A 26908-nucleotide genomic window follows, 5' to 3' on the forward strand; every position below is an offset into this window, starting at 1 on the left:
TCATGTTCGACAGCGTTCTGGTGGCGAACCGCGGGGAGATCGCGGTCAGGGTGATCCGCGCGTTGCGGTCGCTCGGGATTCGTTCCGTCGCCGTGTACTCCGACGCGGACGCCGAGGCGTTGCACGTCAGGCTGGCCGACGAGGCCGTGCGGATCGGGCCCGCCGCGGCCCGCGAGAGTTACCTGTCCATCGAGAAGATCGTGGCTGCCGCCGTTTCCACTGGCGCGCAGGCGATCCACCCCGGCTACGGGTTCCTCGCCGAGAACACGGCGTTCGCGGCGGCCTGTGACGAGGCCGGGATCGTGTTCGTCGGACCGCCCGCATCGGCGATCGACGCGATGGGCGACAAGATCCGCGCGAAGCTGACGGTGTCGGCGGCGGGCGTTCCCGTCGTGCCGGGCCGCACCCGCGCGGGCATGTCCGACGACGAGATCGTCGAAGCGGCCCTGGAGATCGGCTTTCCCGTGCTGCTCAAGCCTTCCGCGGGCGGTGGCGGCAAGGGCATGCGGCTGGTGCACGAGGAATCGGCGCTGCGCGAGGCGATCGAGTCCGCACGGCGGGAGGCGCGCGGGTCGTTCGGTGACGACACGCTGCTGATCGAGCGGTTCATCACGAACCCGCGCCACATCGAGATCCAGGTCCTCGGCGACGCCCACGGCAACGTCATCCACCTCGGCGAGCGCGAGTGCAGCCTCCAGCGGCGGCACCAGAAGATCATCGAAGAGGCGCCGTCGCCGTTCCTCACGCCCGAGATGCGCGAGGCCATGGGATCCGCCGCGGTCAACGCCGCGAAGTCCGTCGGCTACGTCGGTGCGGGCACCGTCGAGTTCATCGTGGACGGTGCGTCCGGCGACTACTTCTTCATGGAGATGAACACCCGGCTGCAGGTCGAGCACCCGGTGACCGAGATGGTCACGGGCGTCGACCTCGTCGAGTGGCAGCTCCGCGTCGCGTCCGGCGAGGTGCTGGACGTCTCCGTCGAACTGAACGGCCACTCGGTCGAGGCGCGCGTCTACGCCGAGGACCCGGCGCGCGGCTTCCTGCCGACCGGCGGCCGCGTGCTGGCGTTGAGCGAACCGGCCGACGTCCGCGTGGATTCCGGTCTGTACGAGGGACTTGTCGTCGGCTCGGACTACGACCCGATGCTCGCCAAGGTCATCGCGCACGGCCGCACCCGCGAGGAGGCGTTGCGGCGCCTGGACCACGCGCTCGGCCGGATGGTGCTGCTGGGCGTCACGACGAACATCCCGTTCCTGCGCGCGCTTCTGCGCGACGAGGACGTGCGGTCGGGCGCGCTGGACACCGGCCTGGTCGAACGGAAGCTGGACGCGCTGACCTCGGCCGAGATCCCGGACGAGGTGTACGTGGCGGCCGGCCTGGAGCGAACGCTGCAGCCGCACGGTGAGGACCCGTGGGACCAGTTGAGCGGCTGGCGCGTCGGTGAACACGCCTGGACGACCTGGCGGATCAACGACGTCGACGTGCGTGTGCGTGGCGAAGAAGTCGTTGTGGGCGCAGGAGAACCCGTCCGCGCTCGGGCCCGCCGCGAAGGCGCCGACCTGCTCGTCGGCTCGCGCCGCTACTCGATGGCCCGCGACGGCGACGTGCTGTGGCTGGGCCACGACGGCGCGTCCTGGGCGTTGGTCGAGGCCGAGTTCCTGGTCGGAGCCGCCGACGGAGCCGCGGCCTCCGGTGGTCCGGTGAAGTCGCCGATGCCCGGCACCGTGCTCGTCGTTCGAGCGCGGCAGGGCGAGGAAGTGACCGCCGGTCAAGCGTTGTTCGTGGTCGAGGCCATGAAGATGGAGCACACCGTGACCGCACCGGTCGACGGCGTGCTCGCCGAAGTGAACGTGCAAGCAGGCCAGCAGGTCGCACTCGACCAGGTACTGGCCCTCGTCGTCTCTCACGAGGAGTGACAGCAATGTTGGACTTCAGGCTCCCGAGCGAGTACGAGGACCTGCGCAAGACCGTCGAGGAGTTCGCCCGCGACGAGGTGGCGCCGGTCATCGGCGACTACTACGAGCGCTGCGAGTTCCCGTACCCGATCGTCGCGAAGATGGGTCAGATGGGCCTGCTGGGCCTGCCTTTCCCGGAGGAGCACGGCGGCATGGGCGGCGACTACTTCGCCCTGTGCATCACGCTGGAAGAACTCGCGCGCGTCGACTCGTCCGTCGCGATCACGGTGGAGGCGGCGACCTCGCTGGGCGCCATGCCCATCTACCGCTTCGGCACCGACGAGCAGAAAGCGCAGTGGCTGCCTTCCCTGACGTCCGGCGAGAAGCTCGGCGCGTTCGGCCTCACCGAACCGGGCTCCGGCTCCGACGCGGGCGCCCTGGTCACCACCGCACGCCTCGACGGCGACGAGTGGGTCATCAACGGCACCAAGGCATTCATCACGAACTCCGGCACGGACATCACCGGCCTGGTCACGGTCGCCGCGGTCACGGGCACCCAGCCCGACGGCCGCAAGGAGATCTCCTCGATCATCGTCCCGTCCGGCACCCCGGGCTTCACGGTGTCGAAGAAGTACTCGAAGGTCGGCTGGAGCGCCTCGGACACCCGCGAACTGTCCTTCCAGGACTGCCGCGTGCCCGCCGCGAACCTGCTCGGCACGCGCGGCCGCGGCTTCGCCCAGTTCCTGCGCACGCTGGACGAGGGCCGCGTCGCCATCGCCGCGCTGTCGGTCGGCCTGGCCCAGGGCTGTGTGGACGAGTCGGTCCGCTACGCTCACGAGCGCGAGACGTTCGGCGCGAAGATCGGCACGTACCAGGCGATCCAGTTCAAGATCGCCGAGATGGAGGCCCGCGTGCACACCGCGCGCCTGGCCTACTACGAGGCGGCGTCCCGGATGCTGCGCGGCGAGCCGTTCAAGAAGCAGGCGGCCATCGCGAAGCTGGTCTCGTCCGAGGCGGCGATGGACAACGCCCGCGACGCCACGCAGATCTTCGGCGGCTACGGCTTCATGAACGAGTACCCGGTCGGCCGCTTCTACCGCGACGCGAAGATCCTGGAGATCGGCGAGGGCACCTCCGAGGTGCAGAAGATGCTGATCGCCCGCGAGCTCGGCCTCTAGCGAGGTGACCCGGCCCGTTGCGGGCGTATTCACGCTCAGCAGGGCGCCTCGCGGCACCGCCCCCACGCCCCCATACATCCAGTATGAGGACGTGGGGGCGGCACCACGATGCACCCGTCTGACCGCGAATACGCCGGCAACGTTCCGTGTCACCTCGCTGGTCCGTTCCGGCTGAATAACTTCAAAGCACCAGTTCGAATCGGTCTGTCCGGCTACCGTCGTTTGCCTTCCGCACGAGTGTGAGGGTGCAGATGACAGGTAGCCGGACAGAACCCGTTTTCCCGGGTTTGCGAGATCTGCTCGGAGTCATTCGCGGTCTTTGCGACCGGCCGGGGTTCTTCTACCGGAGCAAGACCGAGGAAGTGGTCGGTGACCAGCCACTCCCGTTGCTCTACCTGGAGAGCGAAGCCAGCCCGACGCCATTCCTGCACGCACTGGAGCACAAGCTCGACGAGGGGCGTCCGGCAATTCCGCACGCCTATGTCGACGTGTCCGCGGTGAGTGCGGACGTGGACAAAAGATGGCCACCTGAAGCGCGCGAGACTCCGCCGCTGCTGCCCTTGCTGGACGTGCTGAGCCACCGGTTGTCGGAGGTCCACGTCGGCAGCGAGCGGCTGACGCGGTTCGACCACTACCGGCTCGTCGACTGGCTCACGAGCAAGCGGCTGCCGCGCAAGCCGGGCCGTGACGACCGGGCGAGCGTCATCGAGCTGCTGCGGCAGTGGACCGGCAGGACCTCGCAGGACGGCGAGGCGCTGAACCGGGCCGTCGACGCGTTCATCCCGAACCTCGTGACGAGGCTGGGGCTCGGGCTGGTCGCCTGGGTCGGCAGCAAGGCGGGGTTCCGCTGGCTCGGCAAGCGGGTGCCGGGGCTCGCGCGCGAGTCGAAGTGGTTCATGCGCGGGCAGAACTTCGCGCTGCCCAACCACTCCATCGAGTTCCTCGGGTTCGCCGAACGCCTCACGCTGGGAAGGCGCGAGTCGGAGAACACCGAGCAGATCAAGCTGCTGCTCGTGCACGCGTTCCTGGAGGACCTGCGGATCTCCTACCGGCGCCGCCGCCGGTTCCTGCCGCGCAGGGCCGGGTTCCGCCGCACCGCCTACATCCCCGTGCTGCTCGACGGCGTGACGAAGGAGAACGGCGGCTGGGAGCTGCTGGAGCTGATCAACGACGTCCGCAACGAGACGGGCGAGCTGGACCCGTTGCTGGTGATCGCGGCCAGTTCGGTGCAGCCGGCGCTGTCGCAGCGGCTCGGGACCACGCCGGTCGCGCCGGACGAGACCGCGGACGCGCTGGCGACGTGGCGGGAGGAGCTGCCGCGCAAACGGCAGATGCTCGCGCCGGACGCCCGCTACCTCATGATCAAGCTGCCGTTCCCGAGCGAGGACAAGAGGAAGTGGAAGGGCGCGCCCGCGTTCACCGCGGCACCGGCGCGCTGGCTCGCGAAGTCGCGGCGGCTGGAGGCGATCATCGCGGTGGTGGTCCTGGTACTTCTCGTGCCGGGATTCGTGGCGGTGCAGAACAACGTCAACGCCAACTGCTCGATCGTCGGTTCCGCCGTCTCGCCGGGGGTGTCGACCCGGTTGATGGACGTCGAGGGCAACGTCGAATGCGTCGGCTACAGCGACAACGACAGCCAGGTGTTCGGTTCGAACGAACGGCTGCGGTGGACGCAGCAGGCGGTCTTCGCGCAGAACGCCGAGGCCGAACGGTTGCACGAGTCGAACTCCGACCGCCCGCTCGTCTCGCTGCTCTACTTCTCGAGCCTCACCCACAGGGACAGCAATCCGGACGCGGACCACTCCAGGGCGGAGGAACTGGAGGGGATGCTGCTCAAGCAGCGGCAGCAGAACGACAGGTCGGGCTCGGGACCGTTGCTGCGCATCGTGGTCGCGAACGGCGGCGCGAAGATGAACCGCGCGCACGACGTGCTGACGGGGATGCTGACCCCGTTGCTGGAACGGGATCCGAGCATCATCGGGGTGATCGGGCTCGACCGCAGCGTCGAGCAGACCAGGAAGGTCATCACCTCGCTCGGTTCGCTCGGTGTGCCGACCATCGGCACCACGCTCACCGAGGCGTCGCTGCCGAAGCTCTCGACGATGTACTTCCAGCTGATCCCCGGCAACGTCAGGCAGGCCGACCTCGTCCGGCGGTACGCGCAGCACGTCCGCGCGACCAAGGTGACGATCCACCACCCGAAGCTGGGGCAGGAGGACGTCTACCTCGACAACCTGGTCGCCGTTCTGGGGCAGGAGCTGGCCAGGTCAGGTGTGCCGTTCGAGGCACGCGAGTGGGCCAACGGACCGCAGGAGGTGCCGTCTCAGTGCGTCGAGGACCACTCCAGCGAACTCGTGTTCTTCGCCGGCCGTGAAGAGCACTTCGGCGAGTTCCTGCAGGCGGTCGGCAGGAACTGCTACGACAAGAACCGCCTGCCGCGCATACTCGCGGACGACGCGATCATCCGTTTCATCGCGCAGGAGGCAAGCCGCAAGCGCGACTCCCTGGCCGGCATGCGCGTGTCCTACGTGAGCATGGCCGGACTCGTCGTGCTCGCGGGCAAGTCCTGCGTCGACGGCAAGCCGGACGCCAAGGTGCACGGCGGTCTGCCGTTGGACGCCTTCTGCGCCGGCTACAGCAAGCTGGCCAAGGAGGTCAGAGACTCCGCGCTGCCGCGGGAGGACAAGCAGGCCAAGCCGTGGCCCGGCGAGCACATGGCGGTCGCCTATGACGCGGCAGGGCTCTTCCTCGACGCGGTGCGCAACGCCCAGGCACGTCTGGCCGGGCACACCCCGCACCGCGGGGCGATCGGCGGGGAGCTGCGCGAGCTGGAGTTCTTCGGTGCCACCGGACGCACGAACTTCAAGGTGTCGAGGGTCGGTGAGACGAGGAACTTCACGATCCTCGAGCTCGCGGACATCTACGACTTCGAGCAGCAGCCGACGTGCGTCTACCTGACCGGTGACCTGTACGGACCGGACTCGCCGCGCCAGGACAGCGGCTGCCCTGCCTAGATCTTGGGGACAGCCCGGTCGATGATCGAGGCGAAGTCGGTGGACTTGGGGAGCGTGCCGAACGCGACTCCCCAGTCCCCGCCCAGCCGTGAGCCGAGGAACGCGTCCGCGACGGCGGGATGCCCGTGCTTGACCAGCAGTGCACCCTGCAGGATCAATGCCATCTTCTCCACGACCCTGCGCGCCTGCGACTCGTCCACATCGGACAGTGCGGTGCCGAGCTCGTTCAACGCCTTGTCGACGCGCTGGTCGACCCCGGTGACGGCGGCCAGGAACTCCTGCACCGACTCGGGTTCCTTCTTCATCGCGCGCAGGACGTCCAGCGCGGCGACGTTGCCGGAGCCCTCCCAGATCGACATCAGCGGCGACTCGCGGAACAGCCGAGGCATCCCGCTGTCCTCGATGTACCCGTTGCCGCCCAGGCACTCCAACGCCTCCGCGGCGTGCACCGGGCCGCGCTTGCACACCCAGTACTTGGTGACCGCGAGCGCGAGCCGCGGCCGCTGCTGGGCCAGCCACATCGCGGTCGTGGTCGCCGCCTCGGACTCGATCGCGAGGTCCGCCAGCACGTTGCGCATGGCGGGCTGGTCGATCAGGTAGTTCCCGAACGCCTTGCGGTGCGCGGCGTGGTGCGCGGCCTGCCGGAGCCCGAGCCGCATGCCCGCCGCCGTGCCGAGGACGCAGTCGAGCCTGGTCGTGTTGACCATCTCGATGATCGTCCGCACGCCCCGGCCCTCGTCGCCGACGCGCCAGGCGAACGCCTCGTCGTACTCGATCTCGGCGGACGCGTTGGACTTGTTGCCCAGCTTGTCCTTCAGGCGCTGCAGGAGGAACCGGTTGCGCGTGCCGTCGGGGAGCACCCTCGGCACCAGGAAGCACGTCAGCCCGCCGGGTGCCTGCGCGAGCGTCAGGAACAGGTCCGACATGGGCGCCGACGTGAACCACTTGTGCCCGGTCAGCACGTAGCCGTCGGTCACCGGCTTCGCGACGGTGGTGTTCGCACGGACGTCCGAGCCGCCCTGCTTCTCGGTCATGGACATGCCGGCGATCAGGCCCTGCTTGCCCAGTGGCGCCCTGAGGCCGAAGTCGTAGTTCCGCGCGGTGAGAAGGGGTTCGTAGATTTCGGCCAGTTCCGGCGCGACGCGCAAAGCGGGCACCGCCGCGTAAGTCATCGAAACCGGGCATCCGTGGCCGGCCTCGACCTGGGACCACGCGTAGAACTTGGCTGCCCTGTTGAGATGCTCACCGTCGACATAGGCGTGCAATCCGTGCGAAACGGCCACGTTCATCAGTTCGTGCCAGGCCGGGTGGAACTCGACCTCGTCGATCCGGTTCCCATACCGGTCGTGGGTGTGCAGGACCGGGGGGTTGGCGTTCGCGAGCCTGCCGTGCTCCTGCCATTCGTGGCTGCCCGCGAGCCTGCCCAGAGCGTGCAGGTCAGGGCTGTCGACCCAGCTCAGCAGGGCAGGGTCGTCCGCGACGTCGTGACCGCTCAGCGGCGGCACCTGGTTGGTCACCTCGTGCGTAGCCATGCCTCGCACGCTACTACTCGCTAGTAAGTTTGGGCAGGGTGTGCCGAAAGATCGCTGGCCCATTCGGGCTTTTGGGCGCGACAAGGACGGTGACGAGGAATAACGTCGTTCTGGTGAGTGACCATGGGCACAGCTCGGCCGTGGCTGCGCTGAGCGCGCAGTACGCCGCGATGCGCGAAGGTGCGCCAGTGCGGCTCGCGAAGAAGACGTCGAACCTCTTCCGGTTTCGGGCCGACCAGGCCGGCGGACTCGACGTCGGCAGGTTCGACCAGGTCCTGTCAGTGGACCCGGTCGGACGCACCGCACAGGTGCAGGGCATGACCACCTACGAGAATCTTGTCGCCGCGACACTTCCCCACGGCTTGATGCCGTTAGTGGTGCCGCAGCTCAAAACCATCACCATCGGCGGAGCGGCGGCGGGTCTCGGCATCGAGTCCACGTCCTTCCGCAACGGGCTGCCGCACGAGTCCGTGCGGGAGCTGGAGATCCTCACCGGCGACGGCGAGGTGGTCGTCTCCAAGCCGGACGACGACCTGTTCCGCGCGTTCCCCAACTCCTACGGGACGCTCGGTTACGCACTGCGGCTGGAGATCGAGCTGGAGCCCGTACGGCAGTACGTGCGGCTGCGGCACATGCCGTTCGGGTCGTTCGAGGAGTGCGCGGCCGTCATAGAGGAGGTCTGCGCGGACGGCTCGGCGGACTTCGTCGACGGCACGGTCTTCTCACGGGGTGAGATGTACCTGACGTTGGGGCACTACGCCGACATCGCGCCGTACACGTCCGACTACACCGGCAACCAGATCTACTACCGGTCCATCCAAAAACGCCGCACGGACCACCTCACGATCCACGACTACCTGTGGCGCTGGGACACCGACTGGTTCTGGTGCTCGCGGGCGTTCGGCGCGCAGAACCCGGTCGTCCGTCGCATGTGGCCGAAGCGCTACCTGCGTTCGGACGTGTACCGCAAGCTGGTCGCCAAGCACCGGCAGTTGCGGCCGCGCGTGGACGTGGAGCCGGTGATCCAGGACGTGGAGATCCCGGTTGCCGGCCTTGCCGAGTTCTTGGACTTCTTCGACCGCGAGATCGGCATCTCGCCGGTGTGGCTGTGCCCGGTTCGCCTGCGCGACACCACGGCCTGGCCGCTCTACCCGATGGACAAGGACACGTTGTACGTCAACGTCGGGTTCTGGTCGGAGGTCCCGGTCCGACCTGGAGAGAAGATGGGTGACCGCAACCGGCTGATCGAGCGCGAGGTGGCTCGGCTGGGCGGCCACAAGTCGCTGTACTCGGACTCGTACTACGACGAGGACGAGTTCTGGCGGCACTACAACGGTTCGCACTACCGGTCCGTGAAGAGCCGGTACGACCAGACGAACCGCTTGCCTGATCTGTACGCCAAGTGTGTCAGGGGACGATGAATGCGGTTGGCCTCCATTTTCCAGCGCATCACAGGTGGCAGCGACGTTCGCTTCCAGGCCTACGACGGCAGTACCGCCGGGCCTGCCGCGGCCTCGGTGTCCATCGACATCAAAACACCGGAAGCCTTGTCCTACCTGGCGTCCGCGCCAGGTGAGCTGGGCCTGGCCCGCGCCTACGTGACGGGTCATCTGGAGATACTCGGCGACGTGCACGCCGGTCTCGCGCAGCTCTCCGAGTTCTCCCTGCGGGAACTCCCGGTGCTGCAACGGCTGGAGCTGCTGCGGTTCCTGGGCCGGATCCGGTTCTCGCACAAGGTCTCACCGCCGCCGCAGGAGACCCGTCTGCACGGCCTGCGTCACTCGAAGGCCCGCGACTCGCAGGCCATCGCGCACCACTACGACGTCTCGAACCAGTTCTACGAGTGGATCCTCGGCCCGTCGATGGCCTACACCTGCGCGGTGTACCCGTCGCTGGAGTCCACTTTGGAGGAAGCCCAGTTCGCCAAGCACGACCTGGTGGCGCGCAAGCTGGGGCTGAAGCCCGGCATGAAACTGCTGGACGTCGGCTGCGGTTGGGGCGGCATGGTCATGCACGCCGCCCGCGAGTACGGGGTGCGGGCCATCGGTGTCACGCTCTCGCGCAACCAGGCGGAGTGGGCGCAGAAGGCGATCGTCGAGGCCGGTTTGTCCGATCTCGCCGAGGTGCGGCACCTCGACTACCGCGACGTGCGCGAGACCGGGTTCGACGCGGTGTCGTCCATCGGCCTGACCGAGCACATCGGCAAGGCCAAGCTGCCGGCGTACTTCTCGGCGCTCTACCGGAAGCTGAAGCCGGGCGGCCGCCTGCTGAACCACTGCATCACCCGGCCGAACAACAAGGAACGAGCCTTGTCGGGGCCGTTCATCGACCGGTACGTGTTCCCGGACGGCGAACTCGTCGGTCCTGGTCACCTCGTGTCGCTGATGCACGACACCGGGTTCGAGGTGCGGCACGAGGAGAACATCCGCGAGCACTACGCGCTGACCCTGGCCGCGTGGAGCCGCAACCTCGACGAGCACTGGGAGGAGGCCGTCGAGGACGTCGGCGAGGCCCGGGCTCGGGTGTGGCGGTTGTACCTGGCGGCGTCGCGGCTCGGGTTCGAGCGCAACAACATCCAGCTGCACCAGGTGCTCGGGGTGAGGCTGGACGGGACGACGTCGCACATGCCGTTGCGCCCGGACTGGCTGTCCTGACACGGACGAAGGGCCGCGGCTTCGTGCCGCGGCCCTGGTTCCTGGGGTGACTAGCTCAGCTGGTCCACGATCTGCTTGGCCGTGTTGGACGGGATCGCGAACCCGATCCCCACGCTCCCGGCCTCACCGCTGCTCGACGCCGGCGAGTAGATCGCCGAGTTGATCCCGACCAGCTCACCGGCCGCGTTCACCAGCGCACCACCGGAGTTGCCGGGGTTGATCGACGCGTCGGTCTGGATCGCCTGGTACGACACGGAAGACGCGCGCCGGCTCTCACCGGGCACGGTCACCTTGCGGTCCAGGGCGGACACGATGCCGGTAGTCACGGTGCCCTGCAGGCCGGACGGCGAGCCGATGGCCATCACCGCGTCACCGACCTTCACCGAACCCGAGTCCGCCCACTTGATCGGCGTCAGGCCGGAGGCTCCGGAGACCTGCAGCACGGCCAGGTCCGAGGCCGGGTCCGTGTTGACGACGGTGGCCGGCAGTTCGCGGCCGTCGTTGAACTTCACGGTGATCTGGCCGCCGGCCGCTGCCACGACGTGGTTGTTGGTGAGGATCTTGCCGTCCGCGGAGAGGATCACGCCGGAGCCGAGGCCGTTGCCGACGTTGACCTGCACGACGGAGGGCAGCACGTCCGAGGCGACGGCGCTCCAGTCCAGTGTGGACGTGTTGGAGATCGTCTGCGCGGAGACGGAGGTGGAGGTGGGGGTGGAGTCCGGCGAGGCGATCACCGCTCCGGTGACGCCGCCGAACAGGCCTGCGACGAGTGCCGCGGCCGTCAGCATCGGGGCCGTTCGGCGCCAGAACTTCGGGGCGACGACGACGGGCTGCGGTTCCACCAGTGACCCGCTCATCGCGGGGAAGCTCTGCTCGGTCATGACTCCACGATGGACCCCCATCATGTGAGCCACCTGTGCCGAAACCCTGGAAAACCCTGATAAGAACTAGCTGAGAAGAAGCGCGGAGACCTCCGCGGCCGACAGCGGCGGACTGAAGTGCGCGCCCTGCCCACCCGTCACGCCCAGCTCGGTCAGTCGCGCGGCTTCGGCCTCAGTGCGGACGTCCTCCGCGTACAGCGGCAACCGCAGGATCGACGCCCACGTCAGCAGCGTCACCGACGCGCTCTCCTCCACGCGGTTCGCGCCCTCGTCCAGGCCGTGCACGACGGAGCCGGTGAACTTCACGCCGGTCAACGGCAGCCGCCGCAACCGGTCGACGCCGACGTTGCCGCCGTTCACCTGGTCCAGCACCAGCCCGACGCCGCGTTCGGCGAGGATCGTGAGTTCTTCGAGCTGGTCGTCGTTCAGCAACGCCGGCAGGTGCTCGTGCAGTTCGAAGCGCAGCAACGACGCGGGCAGGCCGGTGCGGTCGAGCACGCGGGCGACCTCGGCGACGAGTTCGGGTTCCTGGCACAGCCGCGGCGGCAGGTCGATCGAGAGCGCGGGCATCCGCTCGCCCAGCGCCTGGTGCCAGTCGCTCGCGTGCCGGCACGCGTCGTCCAGCGCCCAGTGCACGAGGCGGACGATCATGCCGTTGTTCGAGGACTGGTCGAGGAACGTGTCCGGGCACAGCACACCGCGCTCGGGGTGGTCCCACACGATCTTGGCTTCCAGCGCGAGCACCGAGCCGTCGGTCAGGGAGTAGGCCGGCACGTAGTCGACGCGGAACTGGCCCTCCTCCAGCGCACCGGGGATGGAGGCCGCGAGCGCGTACCTCTCCTTGTCGTGCACGTCCCGTTCGCGGTCGTACAACGCCCACTGCGCCTTGCCGTCGCGCTTGGCCCAGCCGACCGTGACGTCCGCCGCGCGCAGCAGGTCCGCCGCGTCGCCGCCGCGCGCCGCCCGTGCCACGACGCCGACGCTGGTCGTCACGCCGACGCCGTGCCCGCCGAACCAGATCGGCTCCTCCAGGCGTGCCGTGAAGTCCTCGACCAGGGCGACGACGCTCCGCACGTCCTGCGGGTCCTTGATCAGGACGCCGAACTCGTCCTCGCCGATGCGCGCGATCTTGGCGATCTCCTCGGAGAACACGGCCCGCAGGTGCGTCGCGACGTGCATCAGCACCCGGTTGCCCGCCTCGTGCCCGAACGCGTCGTTCACGCCGCGGAACCCGTCGATGTCGACCTGCACGAGCGCGAGCGCGTCCGGGCCCTTCGAGCCGGTGGCGCCTTCGAGCCAGCCGAGGAACTGCGCGCGGTTCGGCAGGCCCGTCTGCATGTCGTTGAGGCTCTGCCGCACGAGCTGCGTCTGCAGCGCGCGCATCTCGTTCATGTTCTCGATCATCGTGACGAGGTACGGCGGCGCGTCGTCCCCCTCGCGCACCAGCGAGATCGCCATGTGCGTCTGGATCGTCTCGCCGTCGCTGCGGAGCATCCGCTTCTCGACCCTGATGTTGTCGAAGTCGGACGCGATCAGCTGCTTCGTCATCTCCCGCAGCGCCGGCCTGTCGTCCGGGTGCACGAGGTCGCGGCCGCTCATCTTGCGCACCTCGTCGTGCTGGTAGTCGAGCATCGCCAGCAACGCCTCGTTGACGTCGATGATCTCGCCCTTGAGGCCGCTCACGACGATCCCGAACGCCGAGCTCTCGAAGATCGCCCGGAACTTGGCCTCGCTCGCCCTGACCGCGCTCTCGGCCCGGCGCATCGTGTTGATCGCGGCCGTGCGGCTGAGCTCCTGCTGGTCGAGCGTGCGGTCGCGCAGGCCCTCCGCGTACCCGGCGGCGAGCGCGGCCAGCTGGGGCTGCGTGACGGGGATGTGCTCACCCAGGCACGCGAGCGTCTGCTCCAGCGTCGCCGAGGAGATGAAGTCGTGCTCGACCATGGACCGGCCGACCTGCCGTGCCTCGTCCACCCCGCCACTGAGCAACTGCTCGACGTAACCGCCGAGCAGTTGCTCGAGCTTCTCGCGCGTGAAGTTCGCGACGAGGGTGTTGGAGATCGCCGCCGCCCAGGCAACGGCGGGCTCTCGGCTGTCGACCATGTTCATTCAGCTCAGGTGGCCATTCGGAATCGGTCGAACGGGTGACGACCCCACGCGGTCGAACTACCGGGTGTGGGCCCAACCGACAAGCTTACTGATCACTCGGAACCTGTCCAACGGAACCCTGAATTCCGGTCGAGATACAGCGGTCAAGCCACGAATTCACTCGTTTGAACTAATGAATCACCTTGCTGAAGGCCAGTGGGCCAATTGTCAGAGGGTCTGTATCAACGTCGAACAACGGTGTGTAACCGGTCGCCAGGTACAACCCTTTCGCCTCGGGCTGGCGAGGCCCTGTGGTCAGGTAGATCCTGCTGTACCCAAACGTTCTCGCCTCGTTCTCCAGTTCCACGAGCACCCGCCGCGCCAATCCACGCCTGCGGTGCTGTGAATGCGTCCAGATCCGTTTCATCTCGGCGGTTTCGGCGTCGAACCGCTTGAACGCACCGCCCGCGACGGCCACTCCGGCTTCCATCAGCAGCAGGAACTGTCCGTTCGGTGGCTCGAACACGTCCGCCGGTCGTTGCATCTCCTCTGCGCCCATTGGTCCGTAGCGAGAGGTGTATTCGTAGGTGAGTTCAGCGACTAATGGCGCCGCGTCCGGATCCGATTGCCGGACGCGGCGGACTTCGAGCGTGGTCATGCGGCGCCCGCCCGGTCCCGTTTCGCGACCTCCTCGCGCACGATCGGGATCACGTACCGGCCGAAGTCGATCGCGTCGTCGAGCAGGTCGTAACCACGCGCGGACAGGATGTCGACGCCGAGGTCGTAGTAGTCCAGCAACGCCTGCGCGACGGTCTCCGGTGTGCCGACCAGCGCGTTGGAGTTGCCCGCGCCGCCGGTCGCCTTCGCCGTGGGCGTCCACAAAGCACGATCGAATCGCTCACCGCGTTCCGCCACGGCCAGAAGTCGTTGCGAGCCGGTGTTCTCCGGGCTGGTCAGCGAGTGCCGGCGGCTCAGCGGCCCGTTCGCCTTCCGCGCCTCGATCCGGTCGACCGTCCGGTGCGCCTTCTCCCACGCCAGTTCCTCAGTCGGCGCGATGATCGGCCGGAACGCGACCTGGATCCTCGGCACGTCCGTGCGGCCCGCGTCCTTCGCCGCCTGCTTGACGGACTCGATCTGCTGCGCGGTCTCGGCCAGCGGCTCGCCCCACAGACAGAAGATGTCGGCCTCCGCGCCGCCCGCCGCGTACGCCGCGGGGGAGGAGCCGCCGAACGACACGTTCGGGCGTGGTTGCTGCACGGGGAACACGTCGCTCACGAAGTCCGCGAAGTGGTAGTGCTCGCCGTCGTGGTCGAACGCGGACCTGCTGGTCCAGGCCTTCTTGACGATCTGGATGTACTCGCGGGTGCGGCTGTAGCGCTGGTCCTTGGTCAGGTAGTCGCCCTCGCGCTGCTGCTCGTGGTCGGTGCCGCCGGTGATGAAGTGCACCGTCAGCCGGCCGTCGCTGATCTGGTCGAGCGTCGCGAACGTCTTGGCGGCGAACGTCGGGTAGGACACGTTCGGCCGGTGTGCCAGCAGGATCTGCAGCCTGTCGAGCTTGCTGGCGAGGTAGGCGGCCGCCGCGGAGGGTTCCGGCGCGCCCGATCCGTACGCGAACAGCACGCGGTCCCACCCGTGCTCCTCGTGCGCCCGAGCGAGCCTGAGCGTGTAGTCCTTGTCGAACGCACCGTTCGACGACCGCGGCGTCGTCTCCGACCCGTCGTTCGTGGCGGCGATCCCGAGAAACTCAACTGGCATGACCGATTCCCCAGAACTGGTAGTGGGAGTGGGGCGCGTTGAGGGAGGCGCCCTTCGAGTGCACACCTGGATCTGGTTCGCCGCAACGACGTCCACAGAGCGGGATTTGCTTGCACGCGCGGGGTACTGTGGTGGTGTTCGCGTTGAGGGGCGCGGCTCGTTCTTCGTTGTCCTCCAACGGAAAGACGCGCATGCGCTCACTCGTCGTCATCGGTGGTGGCCCTCGTGCCGCCGGCCTGCTGGAACGCATCGCCGCCCAGTCGCCCACGCTGCCCCTGGCCGTGCACGTCGTCGACCCGCATCCACCGGGAGCGGGCCGGGTGTGGCGGCACGCCCAATCCCCGTTGCTGCGCATGAACTCCATGGCCGAGGACGTCACCGTCTTCACGGACGACTCCTTTGACGGCGTTGGTCCGGTTCGTCCCGGCCCGTCGCTGGCGGAGTGGACCGACATCGACCCCACGTCGTTCCCGTCACGCCAGGTGCAGAGCGGGTACCTGGCGTGGTTCTTCGACCACGTGACGAAATCTCTGCCTCCGAACATCTCTGTGACCGTGCATCAGGCCACGGCGCTGAAAGTCGTGGGCAACTGGGTTTGGCTCGACAACGGCGAGTCCCTGAACGCCGACGTGCTGGTGCTCGCGCTGGGACATCTCGACGCCGAACCGGAACCCGAGCACCGCAAGCTCGCCGAGCACGCTTCGGAGCACGGCCTGATCTACGTGCCGCCGCTGTACTCGGCCGACGCGGACCTGTCCGCCGTAACCGGGGACGTGGTGCTGCGCGGGTTCGGGCTCGCGTTCGTCGACCTCATGGTGCTGCTGACCGAAGGACGCGGCGGGCGTTACGTGCGCGGCTCGGACGGGCTCACGTACGTGCCTTCCGGTGTCGAACCGACGCTGTACGTGGGTTCGCGGCGTGGCGTGCCGTACCACTCGAAGACCGGCTACCGGTTGCAGGGAACCCGTCCGGCGCTGCCGCACTTCTTCGTCGCGGACGCCTTGCAGGGACAGGCTTTGGACTTCCGCGGCGACGTGTGGCCGTTGATGGCCAAGGAGATCGCCTGGGGCTACTACCACGAGCTGTTCACCGGACACCCCGGGCTGGTGCGGATGCCGTTCCTGGAGTTCGCCGCGTCGTTCACCGCTTTGCCCTGGTACAGCCAGGAGATGCGCGAGCTGGAAGTGCTCGCCGTGCCCGATCCGGCCGACCGCGTCGACTTCGAGCGCCTCGACCGCCCGCTGGCGGGGGTGACCTTCGCGTCGGCCGAGGAGTTCCAGGAGCACCTGCGCGGTTACATCGAGGCCGACGTCGCCCGGCGCTCCGATCCACGGCACAGTGCCGATCTGGGGGCGTTCCTGGCCCTGCTGTCGGTCTACGGCCAGCTGGCTGGCCTCATGCCGTTCGACGGCTGGTGGCACGGCTACTTCAGCTACCTGGCCTCCGGACCGCCGCCGGACCGGCTGGAGGAGCTGCTGGCGTTGTCGCGCGCGGGAATAGTGCGGTTCCTCGGCGCCGACATGTGGGTGGAGGCCGTGGAAGGCGCGTTCGTGGCCGGCAGTGCTACGACGCCGGAGGTGGTGCGCGCCAACGGTCTGATCGAGGCTCGGCTGCCCACACATTCGTTGTCGCGCACGGCGGATCCGGTGCTGCGGTCGTTGCGCGCGGTCTGTGACGTCTCCGAGGACGCCGCCGGGCTGGTCAGGGTGTCGCCGGTGGGACGCCTGATCAACGAGAACGGCGACGAGGACCCGGTCCGGTTCGCCGTTGGGCCTTACACGACCGGGAAGGCGTTCGCGGCGTTCGCGCGGCCGCACACGAACGCCCCGGCGTTCCGGCAGAACGACGTGCTGGCGCGGGAGATCCTGCGCCAGCTAGGCGACTGAGGTGTAGCGCCCCTGGTGCCGCACCAGGGGCGCGGCGATGTCGGTGTGCGTGATGTCGAGCGGTTCGCCGACGAGCGCGATGTGATCGCCGACCGCGATCCGCCGCGACGTCCGGCAGCGCAGCCGCACCGGGGCGTCCAGCAGCAACGGCACTCCGTCGTCGTCGGGCTGCCAGCGGGTGCCGGGACCGAACCGGTCGACGCCCTTCGTCGCGAACAGGTCCGCCAGCCCGGTCTGCGCGGCGTGCAGCAGGTGCACGGCGAACAGGGGCGCGGTCCGCAGCACCGGCCACACCGAGGCGCCCTCGCCGATCCAGACGACGACCAGCGGCGGTTCGAACGAGACGGAGGTGAACGAGGAGACCGTGGTGCCGACCGGACCTTCCTGGCCGGTGGCCGTGACGATCGTGACGGCCTGGGCGTGGTGCTTCAACGCGTTGCGCAGTTGTTCCTTCATCGCAGCACCTTCAGGGCGTCCAGGTCGAAGTCCGCGGCGTCGGCGGGCAGCGCCGCCTCGTTGAGGAACAAGGCCTGTGGCACCAACGCGCCCAGCTCGGCCAGCACCGGCCTCAGGTGCACCTCGACGGCCAGCGCGTGCTTGTCCGACGCGGCGATCTGGAGCGGTACGACGACCTTGCCCTTCAACCACCCCGGCGGCGCCTGGTCCAGCACGGCCTTGAGCAGGCCGGTGTACGCGGCCTTGTACGTCGGCGTGGCCACCACCAGCACGTCGGCCTGGCCGAGCGTCGCCAGTGCGGCCTTGACGGTGTCCGGTTCCGTGAAGACGGCGGGCGCCAGCGTCGCTGCCTCGATGACAGGCCCGTCGACGGGCACGCCCAGCGTCGAGGCCAGAGCCTCGCGCAGGGCCAGGGCCGCCTGCAGCGTGCGCGAGGCGGGCCGCGGGTTGCCGACCAGAACACCGATCTGCGTCATGCCTTCAGCACAGCCGCAAGCCGGAGGACCGTCAACCCGCGTCCACCACGCGAGAACTACTTGACGGCCTCCGCCGCCGAACGCCCGGCGATCCGTCCCGAGAACAGGCAGCCACCGAGGAACGTGCCCTCCAGCGCGCGGTACCCGTGCACGCCACCGCCACCGAAACCGGCGGCCTCGCCGGCGGCGTACAGGCCCGGCAGCACCTCGCCGGACGTGTCGAGCACCCGCGACGACAGGTCGGTGTGCAGGCCGCCCAGCGTCTTGCGGGTGAGCACCGACAGCCGCACGGCGATCAGCGGACCGGCCTTGGGGTCGAGCAGCCGGTGCGGCTCGACGACCCGGATCAGCTTGTCCGTCAGGAAGTTGCGGGTCTGGCGGATCGCGTTGATCTGCATGTCCTTGCTCAGACCCGCGGTGACCTGGCGGTCGCGCTCGACGATCGTCTTCTCCAGTGCGGCCGCGTCGATCCGCGAGTCGCCGGTCAGCGCGTTCATGCCGCGGGCCAGGTCCGCGACCGTGCCCGCCTGGATGAACTCCTTGGACTTCTGCGCGAACGCCTCGACCGGCGCGACGGCACCCGGCAGCGCGCGCTTGAGGACGGCCTTGGTGTCCTTGCCCGTCAGGTCCGGGTTCTGCTCGGAGCCCGACAGCGCGAACTCCTTGCCGATGATCCTCTTGTTCAGCACGAACCACGAGTGCTCGTGCCCGTTCGAGGTGATGTGCTGCAACGACCCCAGCGCGTCGAAACCGGGGAACAGCGGGATCGGCAACCGCTTGCCGTCGGCGTCGAGCCACAGCGGCGACGGGCCGGGCAGGATGCGGATGCCGTGCCGCGACCACACCGGCGCGTAGTTCGCGATGCCCTCGGGGTAGTGCCACATGCGGTCTTCGTTGATGATCGCGCCGCCGGCCTTCTGCGTGATCTCCATCATCGAGCCGTCCACGAAGTCCGGCACACCGGCCAGCATGAACTTCGGCGGCTTGCCCATCCGCTCCGGCCAGTTCTTGCGCACCAGGTCGTGGTTGCCGCCGATGCCACCGGACGTGACGATCACGGCCTGCGCGGACAGCGAGAAGTCGCCGACGACCGTCCGGGAACTGGGCTCGGCCCTGGCCACCGACGACGGCTCCAGCACGTCACCGGACACGCCGTCGCACACGCCGTTGGTGACGTTGACGCTCGTGACCTTGTGGCGGAACTTCAGCGTCACGAGTCCTTTCGCGACAGCCTCCCGCACCCGGCGCTCGAACGGTTCGACGATGCCCGGACCGGTGCCCCACGTGACGTGGAAGCGCGGCACCGAGTTGCCGTGCCCGTCCGCCAGGTAGCCGCCGCGCTCGGCCCACTGCACGAACGGGAACCAGCGCACCCCCATGTTGTGCAGCCAGGAGCGCTTCTCGCCGGAGGCGAAGTCCACATAGGCCTGTGCCCACAGCCGTGGCCAGTGGTCGCTCTCCCGGTCGAACGCCGCCGAGCCCATCCAGTCCTGCAGCGCCAGGTCGTGCGAGTCCTTGACCCGGAGCCTGCGCTGCTCGGGGGTGTCCACCAGGAACAGCCCGCCGAACGACCACCAGGCCTGGCCGCCGAGCGACGCTTCCGGCTCCTGGTCGAGGAGAATGACCTTGCGACCCGCGTCCGCGAGCTCTGCGGTCGCGACGAGACCTGCGAGGCCCGCGCCGACGACGATGACATCCGCGTCATGTGCCATCGGGCGAGTCTAGATCTACCCCTGGTCACGCACTAGACCTGAATCAATTTCACTTTTTGAGGGGACGACGTAGTGAGCTTCCGACCGGCCTCCGAGGTGGGCTTCACCACTCCGACCACGCGTTTTGTCGCGCCAGGGTCGGTCACGAACGGCGAGTTCGGCCTGTTCGAATGGCGGATGGAGGCCCGCCAGCCCGGTGCCCGCCCGCACTTCCACAAGACGTTCTCCGAGTCGTTCTACGTGCTCGAAGGCGAGATCACGCTGCTCGACGGCGAGGAGTGGACCACGGCCGGCGAGGGCGACTTCCTCTACGTGCCTGCTCACCGCCCGCACGCGTTCCGCAACGACAGCGACGCGCCCGTGCGGATGCTGATCCTGTTCTCGCCGGGAATCGCCCGCGAGAACTTCTTCCTGGAGGTCCGGAACGCGAAGGGCCTCTCGCCCGACGAGCTGGTCGCGTTCTACGAGAGCCACGACCAGTACAACCTCTGAGGGTGCCGTCGACCGCCACTACCGGTGAGGGGGGTTTACCGGAGTGCCGGTCGACGGCGGGTTGACCGCGGCGCGAGCACGCACGCCTGCGGAAGGGCTTTTCCGACCTGGGGGTGTCGGATCGCCCTGGCGCGCAGCTCGAGCGCCAGCGGCCAACCACATTGTTGAACGTACAACCGGACCGCTGTGTTCCGGTCGGCTTTCACTGTGACCAGGCTCAATTCCTTCAGCTCGCCTTCAGGTTCTGAACCGGTCAGACGCAGCTGGTGATCAAGTGCTCACGAAAGGTCGTTGAGCTTGCGTTCCGCGGCCTTGCGGGCCTTCTCGGAGGCCGACGTGACCCGCTTGGCGTCCTCCAGCCGTTCCGCCGCCCGGTCGAACGCCCGCTGCGCCGCCAGCTGGTCGGCCTGAGCCTCCCCGAGAGCCTGCTCGGCCTCGTCCAGCGCCTGCTGCGCCTCGGCCCGCTTGCGCTCCTGCCGCTCGCGTCGTTTGCGGGCCAGCGCGTCCTCGCCGTCCTGCGCCGGCTCGGGCGTGGGCAGCGCGAACCCGAACCCGGAGTACTCCAGCCCCTTCGTCAGGTGCCCGCCCCGGACCTGCTCGGCGGACTCGGGGTCCGCCATCGCGGCCGTCAGCGTGTTGCGCACCTGCGTGACGGCGTCGTCCGCGAGCGGTCCCGTCAGCTCCAGCGTGCGGTAGACCAGAGCCTCCATGAGCTCCTTGCGCTTGCGGCCGAGCTCCCGCATGGTCAGCTGCGCCGTGGAGAGGCCCAGGGCCTCCTCCAGGCCCTCTGGGGCGTCCCTGACGAGCTTGTTGACCGCCCAGGCGCCCACGGTCGGCCTGCGCAGCTCTTGGATGGCCCTGGCCAGGTCCTTGTCGTCGGCCTGCTTGGCCGCGGCGTTGCGGGCCGCGGTGAAGTCCTTCGGAGGCAGGCCGTAGAGCTCGTCGGCGACCGGCTTCAGGTCCATGGGCGCAAAATAGCGCCTGACCGGCACTCAGACCTGCTGAATGATCTGAAGCATCAATCGAGCCATGGCCGAGGTGCAGCCAGCTGGGTCTTGCCCACCCCGAGTTGCTCCGTGACAACGCACACGGGCTCACTCAACAAATCCAGGGCCGCAGGCGTCTGAAAGTCAGGTGGTTGGTGCGGGATCAGCCCTGTGACCACCTGGTCGGCAGGCACGGCGGGCAGACCGCGGTATTCCGCCCGCACCGGCATCCGGCCGTCCTGGTTTCGCACCGAACAATGCTGGCCCGAGGAATCGGGTAAACAGGATGGAGACATGCACACCAGGTGGAGATGGTTCCTGTTCGGTCTCGGCGCCGCCGTGGCCGCGATCGGTCCGCTCGCGGCACTGAACGGCCCCTGGTACGGCTACGTCTTCGGCGGCATGTGGTTCCTCATGGGCGGCACGGTGGCGTGGCGGACCTTCAAGCTGGGCACGAAGCTCACCGCCCAGGGCATCACGTCGAACGGCCTCGACCGCGAGACCACCGTCGAGTGGTGCGACGTTCAGGGGTTCGAACCGAAGCGCAGCCGGAACCTGATCTTCTTCCACACCATCACGCCCGCGGCACAACTCCGTCGCGGCACGCACGTGCTGACCGAGCTGAGCCTGCTCTCGATCAAAAAGGACTCGGTGCCCGAACGGACCGCGAAGCACGTGACGGAACTGCGGCAGGCGCTCGAAAGGCATCGGGGCAGGTGCCCGGAGTGCGGCGCGCAGCCAAAAGTGCTCGTGACCGGGCAGGGGATGGTGGCGCGCCTGCGGTCCCGATTGCGTTCGCTATTGGGCGGAAATAGCGATCAGTCCATCGCCCGATGACGGGATCCTGTTACACGCCAACACCGTTCACCGTTGACGCAGCCTTGACATTCCCCTCCATCAGCTCTTGACTGGAGAGTGGTTGCTCGTTCCACGGCAGAAAAGAAACGCGCAGCACTAAAAGTGTGCCCGTTCAAGCCGCTGAACAGTCCAATGTGGATCTGGGAATTACTCCGGTCCGACGATTGCCACTCGTGAGACGAAGAGATGTGCTTCGGAGCACTCTTTACCCCACGAAGGGCACATGCGCCGTGAAGAACTGGAGACGCCGCACCGGAACGGTCTTGCTGACCGCGGTGCTGGGCACTACCGGGTTCGGCTTCGCCGCCACCCCCGCCATCGCGCAGAACGCGTCACAGCAGCCTGCCGCTGACAAGCAGCTCGACAAGCAGGACCGCGCCCTCGTCGAGGAGGCCGCCCGCGAGGGCAAGCCGACCGTCGACCTGCTGGTCGCCGCGGAGGACGGCAAGACCGACGCCGCGGTCAACGACCTCAAGGCGCTCGGCGCCACGGTCCAGAAGACCGAGAAGGACGTCGACTACGTCAAGGTGACCATCCCGCGTGAGAACGCGGCGAAGGCCGCCAAGCTGGCCTCGGTCAGCACCGTGGACGTCGACGGGCTCGTCGCCGTCGACAACCCGCGCCCCGAGGGCATGGAGAGCCCGGCTCCGCAGAAGGCGCCGGACTCGAAGACTCCGCGCACCAACCCGTACATGCCGACGCAGGACACGCAGGCGGCGCAGTTCGCCACCGCGCACCCGAAGTGGGACGGCCGCGGCACCACGATCGCCGTGATCGACTCCGGCATCGACCTGGACACGCCCGCTCTGCAGACGACCAGCACCGGTGAGCGCAAGATCATCGACTGGTACAACGCGAACGCCACGAACTCCGGCGACGGCACCTGGGTCACCATGACCAAGACCGGCCGCGTCGGCAAGTTCGTCGAGGGCGGCAAGGAGTACACGGCGCCGGCCACCGGTGGCCCCTACTCGTTCGGCCTCTTCCGCGAGACCGCGGGCGACCTGAACCTCGCCAACAGCGAGACCGGCGGCGACATCAACCGCGACGGCGACCGCACGGACGCGTTCGGTGTCCTCCAGGACATCACGACGAAGGAAGTTTTCGTCGACACCGATGGTGACGGCGACTTCACCAACAACAAGCGCATGATCGACTACAAGGTCAAGCAGGACAGCGGTTTCTTCGGAACCGACAACCCCGCGACCCCTGTCGTCGAGCGCATCGCGTTCGTCGTGCAGACCGACCGCTCGATCTACGACAACGCGGGCACGCCGTTCGTCAACCTGGGCATTTCGGCCGCGCACGGCACGCACGTCGCCGGCATCACCTCGGCCAACAAGCTGTTCGACGGCAAGATGGCCGGTGCCGCCCCCGGCGCGAAGCTGATGGCCATCAAGGCCTGCCTCACCACGCCGTCCTGCACCAGCTCCGGTCTCATCGATGGTGTCCTCTACGCCGCGCGCAACGGCGCCGACGTCGTGAACATCTCCATCGGTGGCCTCCCGGCGCTCAACGACGGCAACAACGCCCGTGCGGAGCTCTACAACCGCACGATCAACGAGTACAACGTCCAGCTGTTCATCTCGGCTGGTAACTCGGGCGCGGGCGCCAACACCGTCGGTGACCCGTCGGTCGCCACGGACGCGGTGAGCGTCGGCTCGTACATCACCAAGGAGACCTGGCTCTCCAACTACGGCTCGAAGACCGCGCAGAAGCAGAACCTGCACGGCTTCTCGTCGCGCGGCCCGGCAGAGGACGGCGGCTTCAAGCCGAACATCGTCGCGCCCGGTTCGGCGATCTCCACCACGCCGCGCTGGCAGCCGGGTGGCCCGGTGGCGGGCACCTACGCCCTCCCGCCCGGCTACTCGCAGTTCAACGGCACCTCGATGGCCGCCCCGCAGGCGACCGGTGCCGCCGCGCTGCTCGTGAGCGCGTTCAAGGCCACGCACAACGGCCAGAAGCCGACCAGCGCCGAGCTGCGTTACGCGATCCAGCGCAGCGCGAACTACGTGAGCACCCTCGGTGCCTACGAGCAGGGTGCGGGCCTCTTCAACACCAACGCCGCGTGGACGCTGCTGGACAAGCACTCCGTGCCGGACAAGGTCACCACGTCCGTCGCGGTCAACACCGTCCTCAGTGGACTGCTGGCCACCCCGAACGTCGGTGTCGGCATCCACGACCGTGAAGGCGTGACCGCGGGCCAGGAGTACACCCGCACCTACACGCTGACCCGCACCACGGGCCACGACGACGAGACGTACAACGTTTCCTGGAAGGGCAACGACGGCACGTTCACGGCGCCGAAGAAGGTCGAACTGCCGCTGAACAAGCCGGTCCAGTTCGCCGTCAAGGTCAAGGCCAAGACCGCGGGCGCGCACAGCGCCGTCCTGCAGCTCGACAACCCGGAGACCCCCGGTGTTGACGTGCAGACCCTGAACACCGTGTTCGCGGCGGAGAACTTCAACGCCGCCAACAAGTTCTCGGTCACCAAGTCCGGCACGATCGCGCGCAACCAGTCGACCAGCCTCTTCGTGAACGTGCCCAAGGGCACGAGCGCGCTCAAGGTCGACCTGGCCGGCGGCGGTGCCGAGGCCGGCAAGGGCCAGGTCCGCTTCCTGCGCTACACCCCGCAGGGCATCGGCTTCGACTCCAACACGTCGACCAACTGCTACAACCCGGACGCGGGCGCCGGTTGTGCCGGTGGCACCCCCACCAGCCGCACGGTGGCCAACCCGATGGCCGGTGTGTGGGAGATCGTGGTCGAGGCGCGCCGCACCTCCGACGCAGACGAGGCGCCGTACTCGGTGACCGCGTCCGTGCTCGGCACGTCGGTCAGCCCGAACCCGGACACCATCGCGTCCGCGACGCTGGGCACGCCGATCGAGCGCACCTACACCGTCACGAACACGCAGGCCGAGTTCACCGGCCGGCTCGCGGCGCAGCCCGCGCTGGGCAGTGCGAAGCAGGCCCGTCCGACGATCGCGAACCTGGAGGTCCAGCAGTACCAGGTAGCGGTCGGCGCCGGCGCGACGAGGCTCACCGCCACGATCGGCAACACCGCCGACCAGGGCGCTGACCTCGACCTGTCCGTCTACAACTGCACGACGGGCACGTGCGTGCTCGCCGGTCAGTCGGCGGACGCGGACTCCGAGGAGTCGGTGACGATCGCCAACCCGGCGGCCGGCAACTGGCTCGTCGTGGTGGACGGCTACGCGGTGCCCGCGGGCACCACGGAGTTCGACTACTTCGACGTCTTCACGTCGGCCGGTCTCGGCACGCTGACCGTGTCGGACACCAACGCCCAGCGTGCGGCGGGTGCGACGTGGAACGCCACGGGCGTCATCACGCCGCAGGGCCAGCCTGCCGCCGGTCGCGTGCTGCGCGGTGAGCTCGAGGTCCGCACCGACGAGAACGTCGTCGTCGGCGGCGGTGCCGTGATCATCCAGTCCGTCAGCTAGCAGCTCTCAGAAAAACGCAGAAAGCCCCAGGGTCCACGAGATCCTGGGGCTTTCTACGGTTCAGGCAGCTTGTTGCCGAGCGGCTCGTCCAGATCCACCTTGGACACGCCGATGATCAGATACGCGTCTTCCACCTTGTCGACCGGCATCTCGGCGCGCAGGTAGCCGATTCTGGGATCGCGCGACTCGACGGTCGCGCCCAGCCTCGTCAGTGCCTGCTCGACCTCCTCGTCGCGTCCCGGCTGCACGGAGATCATCAGTGGCACTGTGAGGTGGCCGTCACGCTTCGCCTGCTCGATCCGGATCCTGTCCGGTTTCGCTGAAGACACGGTCGGCACCTCCGCCAAGGGCACGGCTGGAGACCCGTTCGTACCACAGCTTGCGAGAGCCAGCGCGCAAAACGCGACGGCGAGCGGTCTTCTCATGTGGTGAGGACGGAACGGGCTCCGCGGGCGGTTGCATCCTGTTTTCGCCCCGTCACTGCTTCGGTCCCGCAAACGCTTGCTCCCGCAACGCCCCGTCGACGCTCTCGCCGAACACCCGAGCGTCCGTGTGCTGGTCACCGGCGGGCTGAGCCTTCTTGACCGCGGTCACGGCCTTGGTCCTGACCTGTGGCAACGCCCCGCCGTGCTGCCGCTGCACCCAGTCCACCAGGTGCTCGCGCGTCAAACAGCGCAGATCCCACAGCTTCCCGGCATCAGCGGCACTGACCAGCGCACGCAACCGCACGAACCCCTGCGTGGCCTGGGTGACCTGGAGAACGGACACCCGCCCGTCCCACAGATCGCTGCCCTCCAGCATGGACCGCATCTCCTGCCGCATCGCCTCGACCGGCACCGTCCAGTCCAGATCGAGCTCCACGGTCCCGAGCAACGCCGACTGCGTGCGCGTCCAGTTCTCGAAGGGCGTCTTGAGGAAGTACGAGGTGGGAAGCACCAGCCGCCGGTCGTCCCACAGGTGCAGCACGACGTAGGTCAGCGTGACGTCCTCGACCCGCCCCCACTCACCTTCAACGACCACAACGTCATCAAGCCGAACCGCGTCACTGAACGCGATCTGCAACCCCGAAATCAGGTTGCCCAGCAACGACTGCGCGGAAAACGCCGCCACAGCACCAATAACCGCCGCTGAGGCCAGCACAGTGGACCCGACCGCCCGCGCCCCCGGAAACGTCATCAGGATCGCGCCGATCGCCAGCACCCCGATGACCACCAGAACCAGCCGCCGCACCAGCGTGATCTGCGTGTGCACCCGCCGCGCGTGCCGGTTGTCCGTGACATCAGTACGAATCCGCGACAGCGAAACGTCCACGAGGGTGCTGATCAACGCGGCCAGCAACCAAGCCCCGGCCAGGATCAACGCGATTCCCAGCGCGTGCAACGTGACCGGCGCGTTGACGGGGTACACGCTCAGGCTTGTCTGCGCGGCCAGCAACGCCCCGAACAGCTGGCCGGGCCGGTACATCTTGCCGCTGTGGGTGAAGCGGCGGACCAGGCGGTGGACCACCTCCACCACGAGCAACGCGAAGGCCACCGAGCAGCCCATGACGACGAAAAGCACTGTTCCTCCTCCCGTATCGGGGCCGGG

General features: G+C 68.2%; 20 protein-coding genes. 9 read left to right on the plus strand and 11 right to left on the minus strand.

Going from position 1 to position 26908, the window contains the following annotated elements; translation table 11 throughout:
- Positions 1-2: 2 nt before the first annotated feature.
- The 3 genes from SK854_RS12910 (at position 3) to SK854_RS12920 (ending at position 6087) form a co-directional block, all read left to right on the plus strand.
- Positions 3-1916 carry an acetyl/propionyl/methylcrotonyl-CoA carboxylase subunit alpha gene (locus tag SK854_RS12910; RefSeq protein ID WP_319975306.1) on the plus strand — a complete coding sequence of 638 codons (1914 nt, stop codon included), beginning with the start codon at positions 3-5 and terminating at the stop codon, positions 1914-1916.
- A gap of 5 nt (positions 1917-1921) precedes the next feature.
- Complete coding sequence (locus tag SK854_RS12915; RefSeq protein ID WP_319975307.1) at positions 1922-3073, plus strand: acyl-CoA dehydrogenase family protein; 1152 nt, start codon at positions 1922-1924, stop codon at positions 3071-3073.
- A gap of 287 nt (positions 3074-3360) precedes the next feature.
- On the plus strand, positions 3361-6087 hold the full coding sequence (locus tag SK854_RS12920; protein ID WP_319975308.1) for a hypothetical protein: 2727 nt from the start codon (positions 3361-3363) through the stop codon (positions 6085-6087).
- On the opposite strand, the gene SK854_RS12925 is transcribed toward SK854_RS12920, so the two are convergent.
- Entirely contained in the window at positions 6084-7619 is a 1536-nt protein-coding gene (locus SK854_RS12925; RefSeq protein ID WP_319975309.1) for an acyl-CoA dehydrogenase family protein, read from the minus strand. The genes SK854_RS12920 and SK854_RS12925 overlap by 4 nt on opposite strands.
- Before the next feature lie 71 nt (positions 7620-7690).
- On the opposite strand from SK854_RS12925, the gene SK854_RS12930 reads away from it, so the two are divergent.
- On the plus strand, positions 7691-9040 hold the full coding sequence (locus SK854_RS12930; protein WP_406601769.1) for an FAD-binding oxidoreductase: 1350 nt from the start codon (positions 7691-7693) through the stop codon (positions 9038-9040).
- Positions 9041-10273 carry a cyclopropane-fatty-acyl-phospholipid synthase family protein gene (locus tag SK854_RS12935; RefSeq protein ID WP_319975310.1) on the plus strand — a complete coding sequence of 411 codons (1233 nt, stop codon included), beginning with the start codon at positions 9041-9043 and terminating at the stop codon, positions 10271-10273.
- A gap of 50 nt (positions 10274-10323) precedes the next feature.
- Here SK854_RS12935 and SK854_RS12940 read toward each other — a convergent pair whose 3' ends face one another.
- From SK854_RS12940 to SK854_RS12955, 4 genes are all read right to left on the minus strand, one after another.
- The gene (locus SK854_RS12940) at positions 10324-11154 is read right to left on the minus strand and encodes a S1C family serine protease (RefSeq protein WP_319975311.1); all 831 of its coding nucleotides are present in this window, start codon (positions 11152-11154) and stop codon (positions 10324-10326) included.
- Between the two features lie 66 nt (positions 11155-11220).
- Positions 11221-13254, minus strand: a complete 2034-nt coding sequence (locus SK854_RS12945; protein WP_319975312.1) for an EAL domain-containing protein — start codon at positions 13252-13254, stop codon at positions 11221-11223.
- A gap of 175 nt (positions 13255-13429) precedes the next feature.
- On the minus strand, positions 13430-13897 hold the full coding sequence (locus SK854_RS12950) for a GNAT family N-acetyltransferase (protein WP_319975313.1): 468 nt from the start codon (positions 13895-13897) through the stop codon (positions 13430-13432).
- Positions 13894-14994 carry an LLM class flavin-dependent oxidoreductase gene (locus SK854_RS12955; RefSeq protein WP_319975314.1) on the minus strand — a complete coding sequence of 367 codons (1101 nt, stop codon included), beginning with the start codon at positions 14992-14994 and terminating at the stop codon, positions 13894-13896. The genes SK854_RS12950 and SK854_RS12955 overlap by 4 nt, the downstream gene beginning before the upstream one ends.
- Before the next feature lie 191 nt (positions 14995-15185).
- Here SK854_RS12955 and SK854_RS12960 point away from each other — a divergent pair, with 191 nt between their 5' ends.
- Positions 15186-16880: an FAD/NAD(P)-binding protein gene (locus SK854_RS12960; protein ID WP_319975315.1), complete on the plus strand. Its 1695-nt coding sequence runs from the start codon at positions 15186-15188 to the stop codon at positions 16878-16880.
- On the opposite strand, the gene SK854_RS12965 is transcribed toward SK854_RS12960, so the two are convergent.
- From SK854_RS12965 to SK854_RS12975, 3 genes are read right to left on the minus strand one after another with little or no spacing between them, the layout of a single operon-like run.
- Positions 16869-17336, minus strand: a complete 468-nt coding sequence (locus SK854_RS12965) for a flavin reductase family protein (RefSeq protein WP_319975316.1) — start codon at positions 17334-17336, stop codon at positions 16869-16871. The genes SK854_RS12960 and SK854_RS12965 overlap by 12 nt on opposite strands.
- Complete coding sequence (locus tag SK854_RS12970) at positions 17333-17812, minus strand: NADPH-dependent FMN reductase (protein WP_319975317.1); 480 nt, start codon at positions 17810-17812, stop codon at positions 17333-17335. Before SK854_RS12970 ends, SK854_RS12965 begins: the two co-directional genes overlap by 4 nt.
- 56 nt (positions 17813-17868) lie before the next feature.
- The gene (locus SK854_RS12975; protein ID WP_319975318.1) at positions 17869-19524 is read right to left on the minus strand and encodes an FAD-binding dehydrogenase; all 1656 of its coding nucleotides are present in this window, start codon (positions 19522-19524) and stop codon (positions 17869-17871) included.
- Between the two features lie 72 nt (positions 19525-19596).
- Here SK854_RS12975 and SK854_RS12980 point away from each other — a divergent pair, with 72 nt between their 5' ends.
- Positions 19597-20016, plus strand: a complete 420-nt coding sequence (locus SK854_RS12980) for a cupin domain-containing protein (RefSeq protein ID WP_319975319.1) — start codon at positions 19597-19599, stop codon at positions 20014-20016.
- A gap of 278 nt (positions 20017-20294) precedes the next feature.
- Here the strand turns inward: SK854_RS12980 and SK854_RS12985 are convergent, their stop codons facing one another.
- Positions 20295-20981, minus strand: a complete 687-nt coding sequence (locus tag SK854_RS12985; protein WP_319975320.1) for a hypothetical protein — start codon at positions 20979-20981, stop codon at positions 20295-20297.
- A 315-nt stretch (positions 20982-21296) separates the two neighbouring features.
- Between SK854_RS12985 and SK854_RS12990 the strand changes: the two genes are divergently transcribed.
- Positions 21297-21839, plus strand: coding sequence for a hypothetical protein (locus tag SK854_RS12990; protein WP_319975321.1), 543 nt, complete (start codon positions 21297-21299; stop codon positions 21837-21839).
- A gap of 251 nt (positions 21840-22090) precedes the next feature.
- Positions 22091-25321 (plus strand): S8 family serine peptidase, encoded by a 3231-nt coding sequence (locus SK854_RS12995; RefSeq protein ID WP_319975322.1) that lies wholly within the window; start codon positions 22091-22093, stop codon positions 25319-25321.
- Positions 25322-25374: 53 nt separating this feature from the next.
- Here SK854_RS12995 and SK854_RS13000 read toward each other — a convergent pair whose 3' ends face one another.
- Both SK854_RS13000 and SK854_RS13005 read right to left on the minus strand, forming a co-directional pair.
- The gene (locus tag SK854_RS13000) at positions 25375-25650 is read right to left on the minus strand and encodes a hypothetical protein (protein WP_319975323.1); all 276 of its coding nucleotides are present in this window, start codon (positions 25648-25650) and stop codon (positions 25375-25377) included.
- A gap of 148 nt (positions 25651-25798) precedes the next feature.
- The gene (locus tag SK854_RS13005) at positions 25799-26881 is read right to left on the minus strand and encodes a mechanosensitive ion channel family protein (RefSeq protein WP_319975324.1); all 1083 of its coding nucleotides are present in this window, start codon (positions 26879-26881) and stop codon (positions 25799-25801) included.
- Positions 26882-26908: the final 27 nt, after the last annotated feature.

Source organism: Lentzea sokolovensis (assembly GCF_033949975.1).
In the GTDB taxonomy this organism is placed as follows: Bacteria; Actinomycetota; Actinomycetes; order Mycobacteriales; family Pseudonocardiaceae; genus Lentzea; species Lentzea sokolovensis.